Source organism: Paenibacillus sp. J22R3, assembly GCF_056269305.1.
On record NZ_JBWDNS010000003.1, the window covers coordinates 335887 to 351229 of the forward strand.

Annotated in this window: 16 protein-coding genes; 1 reads left to right on the forward strand and 15 read right to left on the reverse strand. The window is 50.4% G+C overall.

Going from position 1 to position 15343, the window contains the following annotated elements:
• Positions 1-24: 24 nt before the first annotated feature.
• From AC0YN4_RS16345 to AC0YN4_RS16395, 11 genes are all read right to left on the reverse strand, one after another.
• Positions 25-1107: an HD-GYP domain-containing protein gene (locus AC0YN4_RS16345; RefSeq protein WP_475782149.1), complete on the reverse strand. Its 1083-nt coding sequence runs from the start codon at positions 1105-1107 to the stop codon at positions 25-27.
• Between the two features lie 36 nt (positions 1108-1143).
• The gene (locus AC0YN4_RS16350) at positions 1144-1830 is read right to left on the reverse strand and encodes a GGDEF domain-containing protein (protein WP_475782150.1); all 687 of its coding nucleotides are present in this window, start codon (positions 1828-1830) and stop codon (positions 1144-1146) included.
• Positions 1831-1842: 12 nt separating this feature from the next.
• The gene (locus tag AC0YN4_RS16355; protein ID WP_475836183.1) at positions 1843-3567 is read right to left on the reverse strand and encodes a histidine kinase N-terminal 7TM domain-containing diguanylate cyclase; all 1725 of its coding nucleotides are present in this window, start codon (positions 3565-3567) and stop codon (positions 1843-1845) included.
• An 85-nt stretch (positions 3568-3652) separates the two neighbouring features.
• Positions 3653-4846, reverse strand: a complete 1194-nt coding sequence (locus tag AC0YN4_RS16360; RefSeq protein WP_475836184.1) for a class I SAM-dependent methyltransferase — start codon at positions 4844-4846, stop codon at positions 3653-3655.
• 17 nt (positions 4847-4863) lie between these two features.
• Positions 4864-5520, reverse strand: coding sequence for a DUF6483 family protein (locus AC0YN4_RS16365; protein WP_475782153.1), 657 nt, complete (start codon positions 5518-5520; stop codon positions 4864-4866).
• A gap of 34 nt (positions 5521-5554) precedes the next feature.
• Positions 5555-6394: an alpha/beta fold hydrolase gene (locus tag AC0YN4_RS16370; RefSeq protein WP_475836185.1), complete on the reverse strand. Its 840-nt coding sequence runs from the start codon at positions 6392-6394 to the stop codon at positions 5555-5557.
• 27 nt (positions 6395-6421) lie between these two features.
• Entirely contained in the window at positions 6422-6967 is a 546-nt protein-coding gene (yyaC, locus tag AC0YN4_RS16375) for a spore protease YyaC (protein ID WP_475836186.1), read from the reverse strand.
• A 96-nt stretch (positions 6968-7063) separates the two neighbouring features.
• Positions 7064-7648, reverse strand: a complete 585-nt coding sequence (locus AC0YN4_RS16380; RefSeq protein WP_475836187.1) for a GNAT family N-acetyltransferase — start codon at positions 7646-7648, stop codon at positions 7064-7066.
• Positions 7649-7665: 17 nt separating this feature from the next.
• Positions 7666-8814 (reverse strand): Gfo/Idh/MocA family protein, encoded by a 1149-nt coding sequence (locus AC0YN4_RS16385; RefSeq protein WP_475782157.1) that lies wholly within the window; start codon positions 8812-8814, stop codon positions 7666-7668.
• Between the two features lie 81 nt (positions 8815-8895).
• Entirely contained in the window at positions 8896-9654 is a 759-nt protein-coding gene (locus AC0YN4_RS16390) for a sugar phosphate isomerase/epimerase family protein (RefSeq protein ID WP_475782158.1), read from the reverse strand.
• A 91-nt stretch (positions 9655-9745) separates the two neighbouring features.
• The gene (locus AC0YN4_RS16395) at positions 9746-10375 is read right to left on the reverse strand and encodes a hypothetical protein (RefSeq protein WP_475782159.1); all 630 of its coding nucleotides are present in this window, start codon (positions 10373-10375) and stop codon (positions 9746-9748) included.
• 104 nt (positions 10376-10479) lie between these two features.
• Between AC0YN4_RS16395 and AC0YN4_RS16400 the strand changes: the two genes are divergently transcribed.
• Positions 10480-10707, forward strand: coding sequence for a DUF1128 domain-containing protein (locus tag AC0YN4_RS16400; protein ID WP_475782160.1), 228 nt, complete (start codon positions 10480-10482; stop codon positions 10705-10707).
• 65 nt (positions 10708-10772) lie between these two features.
• On the opposite strand, the gene AC0YN4_RS16405 is transcribed toward AC0YN4_RS16400, so the two are convergent.
• The 4 genes from AC0YN4_RS16405 to AC0YN4_RS16420 all read right to left on the reverse strand — a co-directional run bounded on the left by AC0YN4_RS16405 (position 10773) and on the right by AC0YN4_RS16420 (position 15260).
• Entirely contained in the window at positions 10773-11231 is a 459-nt protein-coding gene (locus AC0YN4_RS16405; protein ID WP_475782161.1) for a hypothetical protein, read from the reverse strand.
• Between the two features lie 183 nt (positions 11232-11414).
• Complete coding sequence (locus AC0YN4_RS16410; RefSeq protein ID WP_475836188.1) at positions 11415-13013, reverse strand: UDP-glucose--hexose-1-phosphate uridylyltransferase; 1599 nt, start codon at positions 13011-13013, stop codon at positions 11415-11417.
• Positions 13014-13051: 38 nt separating this feature from the next.
• Complete coding sequence (gene galE / locus AC0YN4_RS16415; RefSeq protein WP_475782163.1) at positions 13052-14041, reverse strand: UDP-glucose 4-epimerase GalE; 990 nt, start codon at positions 14039-14041, stop codon at positions 13052-13054.
• Positions 14042-14084: 43 nt separating this feature from the next.
• Positions 14085-15260, reverse strand: coding sequence for a galactokinase (locus AC0YN4_RS16420; RefSeq protein WP_475782164.1), 1176 nt, complete (start codon positions 15258-15260; stop codon positions 14085-14087).
• Positions 15261-15343 lie beyond the last annotated feature (83 nt).

The following is a 15343-nucleotide window of genomic DNA, read 5'->3' on the forward strand; positions in this document are numbered from 1 at the left end:
GTTGTCAGCAGAATGCTAACCTACCTACAGTTCTTTCACGATCATTAGTTTATGTTGGTCTTTGAGGTCGATCTGATAAGCTGTAGCAGGCGCTGTTCCGTCAGGCTCTCGGATGATCCGAACCGTTGGACGATGAACCGCGAGCGGGTCGTTCAAAGCAACGACGGCAATTTGCCCCGAACTGAGCAGTACCGTTGTTGCAACCGGATAAATGGATATATGCTTACAGAAAATTTTGATCAATTCTAAATCAAAATAGGTGTTTCCAGCAGCGAACAGAAACTCGATCGCTTCCGATGGCGTATAGCGTTTGCGATGCGGCCTTGGAGAAGTAAGCGCATCGTATACATCTGCGATCGCCACGATTTGAGCGTATTCATGAATAGCCTCCCGCTTAAGCTTGCGCGGATAACCTGTCCCATCATATCGCTCGTGATGCTGCAGCGCGCAATGTGCCGAGAGTAAACTAATATCATGCTGCGCTCTGATGATGTTGAAGCCATCCTCGGTATGCTTCTCCATGAGCGCCCGCTCGCTTGGCGTCAATACAGTCGTCTTCGTCAAAATCTCTTTCGGCAGCCGTGTCATGCCGATATCGAACAACATCGCACCCATGCCAAGCTCTTCGAGCTGCGTTCGGTTATACCCTCTGGCTAACCCCATAATGCCTGCAAGTATCGTGACATTCAAGGAATGGTGGAACAAGTAGCTGTCCGCCACGTGAATGTTCGTCAAGCTGACCATAACATCTTCACGTCTAATGAGATCCTGCATAATGTCGCCGAATACCTTACGGAAGGTGCGGCCAAGCTCAGGGGCAATCGTTCGCCCTTTCGTAACTTGTTGATCCATAAGCGTATTCATCGTCTTGTAAATCGTATCCGATGCCGCTTTGTGCGTGCTGTCTTGAATAGCCGTAGTTGGCTCCAAACCCTCTGTCAGGGGATCATCAATGAAAAGCATGTCGATGCCTAAACCAACCAATCTGTCGATAAATCGTTGATTTAACTCCACACCGGCGCCAAGCAATATGTTCCCATTCTCCTGCAAAATAGGGCGAGCTAACTTTTCTCCCGGCTGAACGGAGTTGATGTGAACTTTTCTCATCGGTGTTTATTCCCGCCTTTACCGCTTGCTCCCGGATTAAGCTTGTAAAGCTGTCGGTTCGGTCAACTGCGCTTTACGGACATATTTCTCTGCGTACATTCGTTTGTCCGCAGTTTGCAGCAGCTGGCCAATCTCCATACCGTGTTCCGGAAACGAAGCATGTCCAACCGAAACTGACAATCGTAATCCGGTTCGCAATGAAATGCTAAAGAGCTGTTCGTGAATGAGCTTTACGATTCGATCTATTCCTTTGTCATCTGCATAGGGACAAATAAGGATGAATTCATCGCCGCCCCAGCGGCCGATAATTTCACCGTAGGTTGCGCATTCCGTAAGTGTTCTTGCAATCAACGCAAGCGCGGTATCCCCTTGGTTATGGCCCATACGGTCGTTGACTTCTTTGAAATCATTGACATCGAGCAGCATGACCGTCATTTTCTTCCGATTACGCTTTGCTTTAGTCGCCAGCTTCTTGAAATTAGCCTCGATGAACCTGCGATTATACAATCCTGTTAAACTGTCTAGAATAGAAGCTTCCTTCAATCGATCGTATTTGAGTCCTAAGAAATAGCCAATAGGCAGGGCTGCCGCTGCAAATGCAGCGGTACCGATTAGAACAGCGAGAGGCGTAGGTGTCTTACTTGCAAGTAGGCATAAACTCGCTGCAGCTAGTGTTGTTCCACATGATGCCACACACGCTGTAAGACGTCCGTTACGCGACATTCGCAGTCCTCCTTATAAATTCACTACCCGATTACGACCATTGTCTTTGGCTCTATACAATGCGGAATCCACCTTCGAGAACAAGTCTCTAATATAACCTTTGACGTCCTCAATCTGAAGCTCGGACTGTTCTTCCACCACAAGCATTCCCATGCTGATTGTTACAGATACCGGCGAGCGCCCGCGACCTATGGCAATCTCGTTGTTCTGAACAACCTCACGAATACGCTGAGCGAGCATGTCTGCTTGTTCTTTATTCGTATGAGGCAAATAGACCGTAAACTCTTCCCCGCCATAGCGTGCCAATATATCTGTTCTTCTTAATGCGCCACGAACGGCATCGGCCGTTCTCCGAATGACTTCGTCACCGATCACATGACCGTAAGTATCGTTTACGAGCTTGAACAAATCGATATCAAACAATAGGAGCGCAAACGGAATCTTGTAACGAACATTCGTCAGTACCTCATGCTCTAACTGCTGCATCAGAAATCTACGGTTAAAGCAGCCTGTCAGACTGTCTGTAATCGCCATCTGTTCCAGCTTACGATTCGCTTGAAACAGCTCGTCCTGCATAAAGATGAGTGCACGGTTGCGCTCTTGCATCGAAGCATACTGCTCCTGCGACTTGAAGATAAGCGACTTAAGCTCGGAAATTTCTTGAAACGTGATGACCTTGCCGATCCTGCCTTTATTAACAATGATCGGCCCGACATGCAGGGAGAAGTACTGCTTGTGCGAGTCATCCTGTTCAATCATGATTTCGGTCTGGATTCGCTGAGAAGGGTCCGTCCTATACGCGTGCAGAAACTCTTCTTCATTCACTTTGTCAATATTGCACCAAGTGAGCAGTTCCTCCATATGGAGCGTTTCGCCGATAACAATTTGAAGACGCGGGCTGACAATCCGGTTCATCTCAATGACATTGTCATGCTCATCCAGCACGATAATGCCTACAGACAACGTATCCATCACATCCTGCTGCGCGATCTTAACCAAGTCGAGCGAACGATGCTTCTTCAAGGAGAATACGAAATACAAATCAGACAACACGATGCCAAGCGACGTAAGGCCGGGAATAACCGGCAGCCAAGGATCAAGAATGACGTTAACTACTAAATCCATTAATGGAAACGCCATCATAATAAATATGCCCGTGAGTGCGTTGGCGATTCGTACTCGATCCTGTGACAGCTTGCGTGAACGGTACGCCTTCAGCAAGATCCGTACCGTATACACGTAATACGAAATTAACACACCTACCATGATCCAGAAGATAGGCCCATAGACCCTCTCATCATACGTATTATCCACCGTGGTAGCGAAGGCATCCCACGGATTCCATAACACGCCGATCGAGATAAGAACGGATGGCAGCAGCATGTATACGAGCGTTGTGCGACTCGGCCGGTAGTTGACGTTTACCAGAAATTTCGTAAATAGAAGCCACCCGAAGCCAAGCATCGATAAACCAACAAAGGAAATATTAATGTATATAATCTGGAGGTGTGGTTGATCCGTTGTGTGGATGCCGACTTGACCGAGTGGCCAAATCATCATGAAGAAGTGAAATAATAGATAGACCTTATGCTGCGTTGTGATCACATTAAATGCAAATACATAGATGAAAATGGTGAACAAAAAAAGAAATAGGCTCAAGTCCAGCCCTGTCATTAGTCCCATTCGCTTCACCCAAATCACAATCAAATTGTTAAACGTATCAAAGAATTGGGACAATCTACTTAGAAGTAACTATATTCTACCATACTGTTTATTTATTCGACAATAAAGTTGTTACCTTTATTGACATGAACAACAAATATTAGTTGTGCGCCTGCTTTAATCGGTCGCCAAGCGCCTGTTCCAAGTAAGGTTTCACTTGCAGCATGTCGCGGAAGACGACATACTCCTGCCATTTGCGCGCCGAATCAGCCGCAGCACCTGCTGTACGGACTGCTCGGATCAGCATGTTTTTGGGCGTATGCTCCGGGTCGATAAATTCCAGCAGCTGCGTGCGATAGCCCAGCACTTCCAGGAGCTGCGTGCGGAAGGCATCTGTCGCAAGCGCAGAGAACCTTTCCTTAAGAAGGCCATGCGTCAGAAGAGGCGCCATGGCGTCGTTCCGGATTTGCCGAAACAGCTCGTGCTGGCAGCAAGGGACGGACAGAATGACGGAAGCTCCCCATTCTACCGCTTTGACCAGAGCCGCGTCAGTCGCCGTATCGCAAGCATGCAGCGTAACGACCATATCCACCTTGGATTGATCCTTATACTGCGCAATATCTCCGACTTGGAATTTCAATTTATCATAACCGAGCTTCTGTGCAAGCTCAGAGCAGAATGCTATGACATCGGCCTTCAAATCAAGACCGACTACCGAGATGCTTCGCTGCTGCTTCACGGCAAGCAAATGATAGAGGGCAAACGTCAAATAGGACTTGCCGCAGCCGAAGTCCACAATCGTAATTTCGCGATCAGCCGGCAGATGAGGAAGCACGTCCGTAACCATCTCCAAGAAACGGTTGATCTGACGAAACTTATCCTGTTTCTTCGCGATCACTTGACCATCCTTGGTCATAATGCCCAGCTCAACCATGAACGGAGCTGCTTCGCCCTCTTGAACGACACGCTGCTTCTGCCTATTATGTGATAGCGATTCTGAATCTGCTTTAGCCGTAGCTGGTTTCGAGACAATCGCTGCTTTACCTTTCTTCGAGAACAGAACCTGTACATCTGCGTCATTCGTCTTGAACAACGCCTGCCGATAATGCTGCTCCAGCCAAGCTGTAATTCGATCGGCCGCATCCGCTTGCGGCACATTCTCATGCGTTACTTTATTGTCGATATAATATTGAAATTGATAATGCAGCGTTCCCTTGAGTTCAATCGGACGAATAACCGTCTTAGCCGGCACTTGGCCGTCCTTGCGGCGCAATTGGCTAAAGGTCGCCTGCCGCAGCTGCCCGCTGTCCACCCACTGCTCAATATCCGATTGCCATTGTTCCTTGCTTCCCATCCGTTACTATTCATCTCCTAAGCTTGCATCAATTGTTGCCTTATTCGTTCTAATCCTTCATTCACCTCATCGCGAGGCAAGCCGCCTTGCAGGAGTGACTCATCCGGCAGCAGCAGCAATCGGCGATAGAACCCCAGCACTTCCTCTGCCTCTATTGCACCATCCTCCGCAAGCTCATGCAGCACATTCTCAGCCTCATCATAGCGTCCGTCGCTTTCATGCCATTCCCACATCAGCAGTTTCGTCTCTCTCGGAAGCTCGTAGATACCAAGCTTCGCCTCAAGCTCCGCCGCTTCTTCCGAAGGCGTGCGCAGCAGCGCCGGCGCATCCAGAATGGCCAGCCGCATGAAGAGATGAAAGGATTTCAGCTGCAGCGGGTACCCCTGCTCCTGCCTGCCAAGCTCGGTAAGAATTTCAGCTTCTTCCTTGATCAGCAGCGCCACCGCATGCAGATTGGCGGTTTCTACGATCCCGTTCGTCGTCATCATGCGAACCAGATCTGCATCCGACAGCTGACGAATCAGCTTCCCGTTCATCCGAAACTGCCGATCGAGCAGCTCGTCAATGACAAGCAGCGCCTCCTCTTGCTTACGCTGCTGCCTCAGCCCCATTACTTGGCCGACTACTTCACTCATCTGCTCAATCATCCGCATAAAATAATCCCTTTGAAACAACGGTCGCATCCCCTCTCCACTTCATGCTTGCCGCTTAAAGCGACTTAACAAAAGCGACCATCTCTTCAACCAGCCGCTCCGGATCCTCGATCATACTCATATGACCGGAGCCTTCAAGAAGCACTTGCGTAACATGCGGACCATCCACCGTAAATGTATTCGCTGGGGCGATGACTCCATCCTCAGATCCTGCAATGAGCAAACGCGGCACGTTTAATTGTTCCAGCACGCCGGTCCGATCAGGACGCGCCTTCATTCCGAGCGCTGTCGCCGCTGCTCCGGCTGCTGAAGTCCCTCGCCCGATCTCGATCATATCCGCAATAGCCGCTACCATCGTTTCTTTATGAGCAGGCGCAAACAGCTTCGGAACCAGTCCTTCTACAAATGGACCAATGCCATCAGCAAGCAGTGCTTTCGCCGCTTTATCCCGGTTTCCTTTGGCTTCCTCGCTATCTGGCTTCGCAGTAGAATGTACGAGGGCAAATGACCTCAGCAGTTCAGGATACCGTTCCGCAAACGCAAGCGACACATAACCGCCGAGCGAATGCCCGAATAAACAGATGCGCTCGATGCCGAGCTCGCGCACCAGAAACAAGAGATCCTCTGCGAATTGCTCCATTTCGTAGGGAGAATGGTCCGGTGCTGAGCTTCCGCCATGCCCGCGAAGATCCGGCGCAATAACACGCCCATGCGCAGAAAGTTCGGACACTACCTCTACCCAATAGGCAGAGCTTCCGCAGAAGCCATGCAAGAGCACAATAGCCGTATCGGCCGCCGATTCACCGGCTTGCGGTTTGGAATCATAATAAGCAATCGTTTGACCATTCGGTAATTGAAAGGCGTTATTAGCCAGAGAAAGCTGCTTCTTAGTCATTCGGCTTCTTCCCTTCTCAATCCATTCTTATAGCGTCCATACCTCATTTATTGTATCCGAGAGAGTGCGGGCCATTCCCATCACTTCGAATAAAGAAGCGTGCTGCAGCACCCAGTAAGGTTTCACACTGTGCGGCGCGACGATTCCGGCAATGCTGTAATCGCCGATCGGCGGCAGTCGCTTGCCGACCGCCTGTGCCGGGAACAGCGGTCCTCTCCCAATCATATAACATGGCTCCTCATTCTTCTTACCCAAACAAGCATCTATAGCAACCACCGTCATGAATGAAGGAATGTCGGCAACGAGCCTTTCATAGTGATCCGCATCGCAGGGATGCTCCAAAGTTCCGATCACATTCGGCCAGCCGGCCTCCTTCAGCATCGTGCCCACCCAAGGACCGAACGAATCGCCTGTGGAGCAATCCGTTCCGATACATACGAAGAGAACCTTCGATTGGTCAGGCTGGATTACTGCCGCTTCCCGCAGCATGGCTTTGGTCCCGTCGATGCCTGCGCGCTCCCGGGCAACCGGGTCTTCATTTCGATGTCTGCGCGCTTTCGCCCGACTTCCCATGATGAACGACTCCTTCGCACATAGCTGACTTCATTGTAACGAAATGCGGCTCCCTCTTCAAATCTACCCTCTCAATACGATGAGCATTCTCGCCAATTAAGAGTGAGGTTCTAGAATCAGCGAGGTACCATCCGTCTGAATAACGTCTATGGAGCAGTTCAGCTTGTTCGCCAGAGCTTGCCAGCGAGCATGATGTCCGCTGTCTGTACAGACAGGCACGAACCCGAGATTCAGGTACGTTTTGACGGCAGGGATCCGAAAATCATCCGTGTTCAGCACCGCTCGCGTGCAGCCTTCTTGCACCATATGCAGCAGCGCTGCCAGGCTGACATAAAGCCCCAGCTTCTTCCCTCCTTGCGATTGGAGGAGTCCTACCATATGCAAGTAACCGGTCGTTTCACTATATTGGGGGCGGAACCATGCGGAAGCAGTTGCAATCGGTACATCCTGATCATCCGTAATGAACCATACCCGCTCCGGCTTATACGGCTCGTCGGAAGCCATCTCTCTATCGAATGGATGCTCCCCTCCGAAGGAGTCGTTTATGATATGCTCCCAAGCTTGCTCATCACCCGGCTGCAAGCTGCGTACGCCAAATCCGGCAGGAAGCGTAAGTGCGGGCAATGCGGAAATATCCTCTCGAACCATAAACAATTGAGATGAATGCTGTTGTTCGCTCATGGGTTGATTGCTCCTTTTTAAAGTTTAATGATCTGATCCTTGAAGGATGCGCTTGTCTTGAAATTCGGCATGTCGATCGTCCGTCCGCCGTTCATGATGGATAACTCCGATAAGAGCGCAACTGCCGTCCATTCGCAAGCATCATAGACATCGATTGCTGGCTTGCGATTCCCTTTCACCGCTTCAACAAAGTCTTCTACGATAAAATAATCGCCGCCCCAGTGACCTGCTGCCTTCTGCTCTTCTGTCACATTCTTATAACGCTCGGGCAAATAGTCGTTGTAATCGCTGAGCGGTCGCCAAGCTGCATGATCCTCCGGATCGCCCATGCTCTCGAGCCAAATTTTGTGCGTATCGCCTAATCCGCGAGGTGCCTCGAAGCTGCCTTGCGTCCCTTGCAGCGTGTAATAGCTCATATTGTGCGGACGCTTCGAAATGCAGTCAATCCGCAGCTTAATCAGCTTCCCGCTTTCCATCTGGCACATGGTAACGGACGTATCCTCTTGGCGGAAACGTTTATCCGTATGCCAGCCTGTTCCGAAGCAGGATACCGAACGAATACGATCGCCCTGAAACCACTGCATAACCGGCCCTAGACTGTGAGTCGGATAATAGGCGCCTCGTTTACCAAGCTGCCAGTAGTTGCGCCAAGTCGGCTTAGAACCTGCAGTCGTGCCTTCACGGTTGAACCGCGTGGCCAAACTCCGAATGTCATGCAAATATTCGCCTTCTCCGAAATAAACATCACCGAACAACCCTTGCTTCACCATATTCAAAATCTGTTGATTTTGCGGGATGTAGCAGTAGTTCTCTGCCATCATATACACCTTGTTCGTTGACTCCACGGTTTCCTTCAGCCACCACAATTCGTCCATCGTTACGCCTGCCGTCACTTCGCTTAACACATGCTTGCCTGCTTGCAATGCAGCAATCGTTTGCGGGACATGCAGCTGCATAGGTGTTGAAACGACAACGACATCAATATCCGACTCCAGCATATCCTCGAATACGCGGTAGGTCCGAGGAATCCCATTCTTCGCTGCAGCTTCTTTCACATATTCCCCATCCAAATCACAAAGCGCTACTACCTCTGTATCCTCGATGCACCGAAATCCTTGCAGTGTACTAAGTCCTCTAGCGCCAACGATACCTACTTTAATCGTCATCTCCCAGCCGCCTCCACATGTTGGATTCTCATAAGAAAACGATTGCCCCAGTTCCCCGAAGCAATCGTTCTATTCGCTATTCTAGATTAAGCCTGCTTCTTTCAAATTCAAGTAGCTTGCTGTAATGGTTTCCATCGGAGTCAGATTGCGCAGATTATCCTGCTCCACAACCATCCAATCTACGCCGATTTCTTTGGCCGTACGAATGGAATCGCTGATGTTGACAACGCCCGTCCCGACTGCCGTCCAGTGGCCTTTCTCATTTGTACGGAACACATCCTTGATGTGAATGGAGGGAACGCGTCCGGCCATCCGGCGCAGTACTTGTACAGGATCCGCTTTGCCCATCGTAATCCAGGCAATGTCCATTTCGAAAAATACCGATTTCGGATCGGTGTACTCCACGAGAATATCCATAGCAGACACCCCGTTAAAGGATGTCAGAAATTCATGCTCATGATTGTGGTAGCACAGCTTTATCCCTTCTTCAGCCAGCCTCGCACCAGCTGCATTGTACAGCTCGGCGTCTTGAAGCAGCTCTTCTTTGGAATTGCACGGCCCCCACCACACCGATACATGGGAGGTTTGTACGGCCTTTGCATTCGCAATAATCGTATCCAGCTCGCCGCGCAGCGTTTCACGGCTGGCACTCAGTGTGATCGCATGCAGCCCCAGATCTTGGAACCGACGTACATTCTCCGCTGTATCGCCCGGAAGCAGCAGCTCCGCTCCCTCAATCCCTTTATAGCCAATATCCGCGATTCGGCGAAGTGTTCCCCACAGATCCCCTTTCATTTCTTCATGCATAATGCCGATTAAACCTAGTTTAGGTGAAGTCATAGTCAAATTCAGCCTCCGTTTGGTCATGATTCATGGTTTGATCTTGTACTCATTATAAACCGGCTTCGTTGCTGTTTATTGACTTCTTCTCTCAAAATTCAGCAGGATATGAACGAACGAGCGGCTGCCATTCAATGGATCGAATCCGGACATTTCGAATTTGGATGAAGCTTGCGTAAGCTTCGAAGCCAACCTTCGCGTGGAGCTGCGAATCGATCGGATCGTAATCGGTCAGCTCAAGCAGCAGCTTGCCGTCCACACAGACAAAACAATGTCCGTCGATACTGCCGGCTTGAATGCGATAAATACGGCCTGGTTCAAAATCAAACAAAGGCGTAGCCGCATTCAGTTTATATTCGGGAGACTTCTCGAGGCCGATTTTACCTTCCCACCAGCCTTGGAGTCCGGCGACGTAAGCGGCGCCACGCATGTTCTTCTCCTCATCCCAGCTTGTATTCCACATTAGGTTAATATCATGTGTGCTCGGCAGAACCGTGCGGCCTTCGAATTCCACCAGCACATTGCCGGGATAATCCTGCTTGCTCAGCAGCACGCCAGGTGCATTCAGCGGATTCCTGCCCTGCAGCCAGCCGTCCTCGACCCACCACTCTCCGCTGCAAATCCGCCAATTATCCAGCTCTTGTTCCTGTTCGAAGCTCGTTTCATATAATAGCGGGCATTGCTCAGAATCAACTTGTTTATGCAATAAACGTATCTTCATCCATATCCTCCACTCTTTAACAACGGCTTATTAGGCGTAGCATGTACGATGTGAGGCATGTTACAATACGAGCACAGACCTGTATGGAGAGGAGCTATCAACCAATGAACAACTTATCGGAAGCAACCCAAGACAACGTCGCGTTTATGATTGATACAATTAAGAATAAGCTGCGCATGGCCTCAGGCGCTGCCATGCAAGCGAATAATTTCAGCTTAGCGCGATATGAGGATTTGAAGGATATCTACGATATTGTCGCGAGCAAAGATAAATTCAGCATCAGTGAAGTGGAAGCCATCGTTTCCGAGCTTGGCCAGCTTCGCGAGAAATAGAAATCAAATCGAAAAACCGAGACGGGACGCGCTCGGTTTTTCTTATTCTCCCATTATGGTTGAAACTAGATGTCTGCGCTTTCATCATTGGCAGCTTGTACCGCCTTGGAAGCAGAGATGGAGAGCTTGATGGAAACCGCTTTATGCTCGCCTTTGAGAAAATGGGCCAGACGCTCCAGCTTATCTGCGAGCTCCGGGCCGCTCAGTGTGACATTCAGCTCATAACCGAATTGATCGGCTGGAACGGATCGTTCACTGTACGTATAAACACCTGCTGTATAGGCCTCTGGGCCGGTTCTGGATGTTAGAATTTGCTCTGGCGAGAATTTGTCTGACTTGTTCACGACGCGCTCGTAGATGCGCAGCTTCTTCAGCAGCATGTAATACTGAGCCGAATGCTTGAACCCCCACGCTTCACGAATATCCTTGAGCGTATAGTCCATTTTCCACTGCTTCAGCTTCTCGACTTGATCATCTGTCGACAACGCCAGAAATTCATCAATAGGAATAATTGGAAGCGGCATTAAACATCCCCCCGACTTGAAATACGATTTCTATATGTTTTTCGCCATAACTACCGATATCCCTCTTCAATTTCTATAATATTTACAAATTATATGATTATTTGTTCGAAAATAATTAATTTCTCACCACTTGGGAATTGAAATAGCCCACCTCTCTTGTCACAAGAGATGGGCATTTGTCGTTTAGACCCGGTTTAAGCCAAGTGAAAGAAGGAATCGCGCAAAAGCTTCCGCGCCTTGAGCCGTACGCTTGTAGACGCCTGCATCCATAAGCACTTCAAGGAACTTGCGCCCGACTTCATCGCGAAGAAGCGACTCTGCTTGCTCCGATGTATGCGACGATCCGTGCGTCTCCACGATGGATGCAATCCACTCTGCGTGTTTCTCAAGCGGTCCGCCGGCAAGGGAGGCTTGATCAAACGCTTGCTCTCCGGTTAGGATGTGCGAGATTTCTTCCAGTTCGGCATTGAGCCGTCCCGGAAGTACCGCAAGTCCCATGACCTCGATGAGGCCGATATTCTCTTTCTTAATATGATGCAAATGCTGATGAGGGTGGAAAATGCCGTCCGGATGCTCCTCGCTTGTGCGGTTGTTACGCAGCACCAGATCGAGCTCGTATTCGCCGTTATCACGCAGTCTGGCGATTGGCGTAATCGTATTGTGAGGAACCTGCTCGCCATTCTTCTCGGAAAATGCGAGGATATCCGCTTCCGCGTCGCTGTATGCACGCCAAGCATCCAACATGCTGCCTGCAGCTCGCAGCACAGCTTCTTTGTCCGTTCCGTTCAGACGAACGACCGACATCGGCCAAGCTACGATGCTGTAAGTTACGCCATCCCCTTGCGGATGAGCAAATACTTGCTCGGCAGCAGCTGTCTCCATGGGGAAGACGTGGCGTCCGGCTTGGAAGTGATCATGGTTCAAGATGGAGCCGCCTACAATCGGCAGATCTGCATTGGAGCCGATGAAGTAATGCGGTACGGCTTCAACGAAATCCAGCAGCCTTGCAAAGGTGAGCGACGAAATGCGCATCGGGACATGCTTGCTGTGGAATACGATACTGTGCTCGTTGTAATACACATACGGCGAGTATTGGAAGTACCACGTCTCGCCTTGCAGTTCAAGCGGCACAATACGCAGATTCTGACGAGCCGGATGGTCTGCTCGGCCGGCATAGCCTACGTTGTCCGCGCATAGCAGACACTTGGGATAGTTGCTTTTGACAGGCGCAAGCGACTTCAGCAAAGCAATCTCCCGCGGATCCTTCTCCGGCTTGGAGAGATTGATGGTGATCTCCAAGCTGCCATATGCCGTCGGCTGCTCCCAATATTGATTCTTCGCGATTCGATCCATCCGAATATAGTTGGAATCGATGCTCAGTCGGTAGAACTCTTCGGTTGCTTTGCTTACCCCTTCGTTCTCTGATGTACGACGAAACTTCGCAGCCGCTTCCGAGGGACGCGGCATTAGCAGACCCATAATTCGAGCATCCAGCAGATCGCGGAAGGTGGTTGTATTGTCTGCAATTAAACCGATCGAAGCACCGTAGTCCAGTAGAGGTTCAAGCAGCGGTACGGCGCTCTCCAGCCGTTCTTCCGGTACGACGCCTTCATACGCTTCGTTAAACCCGAATAGTTCAAGCAGTGCATTACGGGATGCATAGACATCCAGCGGAGGCTCGATCATTCCGCGCTGCACCGCAAATTGCACAAGCCGTTCTATATGAAGGAGCACGGTTTCCGTGCTCGGGTGGGATTGATGTTGATGGTGGTGGTCAGTCATTGGACTTACTCCTCTCGCTCTCGCGACACGCGTACTTACTAGTTTTTGTTATAGCCGCTTGGATTGGCTTGATGCCAAGCCCATGCGCTGCCGATGATGTCTTCCAGCTTGTTGCGGGAAGGGTTCCAGCCGAGCTCTTGGCGTGCCCGGTCCGAAGAAGCAACAAGCACTGCCGGGTCGCCGGCGCGGCGCGTTTCCATGACAGCCGGAATTTCACGGCCTGTCACTTGACGAGCGATATCAATGACCTGCTTCACGGAGAAGCCTGTTCCGTTGCCCAGGTTGTAGATCGCGCTGTCGCCGCCTTTACGTAATCTTTCTACGGCAAGTACATGCGCGTCTGCCAGATCGCTTACGTGAATGTAGTCGCGTACGCAAGTGCCGTCTTCGGTTGCATAGTCATCGCCGAAGATCGAGATATGACTGCGTTGGCCGAGCGCGGTTTGTAGCACGAGCGGCACTAAGTGTGTCTCCGGGCTATGGTCTTCACCGATCCGACCGCTTGCATGCGCGCCTGCTGCGTTGAAATAACGCAGCGACACATATTTCATGTCATAAGCGGTATCGTACCACTTCATCATTTTCTCCATCGAAAGCTTCGTTTCGCCGTACGTATTGGTCGGCAGTGTACGATCTTCCTCGTGAATCGGAATGTTTTCCGGTTCGCCGTAGGTCGCTGCGGTTGACGAGAACACGATTCTCTTAACGCCGTATTGGTTCATTTTCTCAAGCAAGCATAGTGTGCCGTAGACATTGTTATGATAGTACTTGCCGGGATCCTTCATGCTCTCGCCAACAAGCGAGTTTGCTGCAAAATGGATGACAGCATCGATCGCATTCTCGCCGAATACCGTGTCTAGGAAATCGCCGTCACGCAGATCCCCTACATACAACTTACCGCCAAGTACCGCTTCCTTATGACCTTGCTGCAAATTATCGATGATTACAATTTCCTCGCCGCGCTCATGCAATGCCGCCACTGCGTGCGACCCGATGTAGCCTGCGCCTCCTGTTACTAGAACTGCCATAGTTCTCTCCTCCTCTATATCTGTGTAGTGATGGTGGTGAAGATTATTGTTGTTGTTCGACCCCGTTGCCGATGGTGCACACGTAGAAGTCAGGTACTAGCCCGGTTGCTTCCGTATAAATGCGTCCAACCTCAGCTTTGAACGACTCTACGCTGTCTTTATGAACAAGGGATACGGTGCAGCCGCCGAAGCCTGCGCCTGTCATGCGTGAGCCGAGTACGCCGTCAACGGTGCGGGCCGCAGCAACCATTGTATCCAATTCGTCTCCTGTTACTTCGTACAGGTCGCGAAGCGAATCGTGAGAAGCGTTCATTAATTGGCCGAATGCTTGGAGATCATTTTCTTTGAGCACTTTCATCGATTGAAGCACGCGGTCGATTTCTTCCACGACATGCTTCGCACGCTTAAGCACGATTTCATCTTGAATGAGGTGCTGGTTGGCTTGGAATTGCTCCAAGGAAAGCTGGCCGAGCAGCGTGAGCTCAGGGAATGCTGCTTTCAGATCCTCGACCGCTTGATTGCACTGGCTGCGGCGCTCATTATACTTGGAGTCCACCAGTCCGCGTCGTTTGTTTGTGTTGCCGATAACGATCTGATAATCGCCGGATTTAAACGGAATCAGCTCGTATTCAAGCGTGTCGCACATCAGCAGAATCGCATGATCCTTCTTGCCGTTCGCGACTGCGAATTGATCCATGATGCCGCATTGAACGCCATTGAATTCATTCTCGGACTTCTGTGCGAGGCGTGCAATTTGGACGGTGTCCGTTGCATGACCTGCCATAGTGAGAAGCGCATAAGCCGTTACCACTTCGATGGATGCTGAGGACGACAAGCCCGCTCCGTTCGGAATTTCACCATGGAACAAGAGGTCGAAGCCTTGGCTGAATGTGATGCCGCGCTGCTCCAGCTCGTTCACGATGCCTTTCGGGTAGTTCATCCAGTCATCCGCTTCGTCATGGACGATCGGTGAAATCGGAATATGTTTATGAAGATCAAAGTTGGTGGAAGCGAGTCCAAGCTGTTGATCCTCGCGTTTGCGAATAAGCAGTGTAGTTCCGAAGGTCAGTGCAGCCGGGAAAACGTAGCCGCCATTGTAGTCCGTATGCTCGCCGATCAAATTGACGCGGCCCGGTGCATGGAATACTGCTATTTGCTCTGTCGACTCCTTGCCGTATGTGTTCAGAAACCGTTCAGTCAATTCATGGATGTTCGCCATTGTGTGCTACACCGCTTTCTTGGATTTTAGTTGTTTGTTTTATAGGTTTAGTATAGCGGAATAGATGGCGGAACAAAATGGCT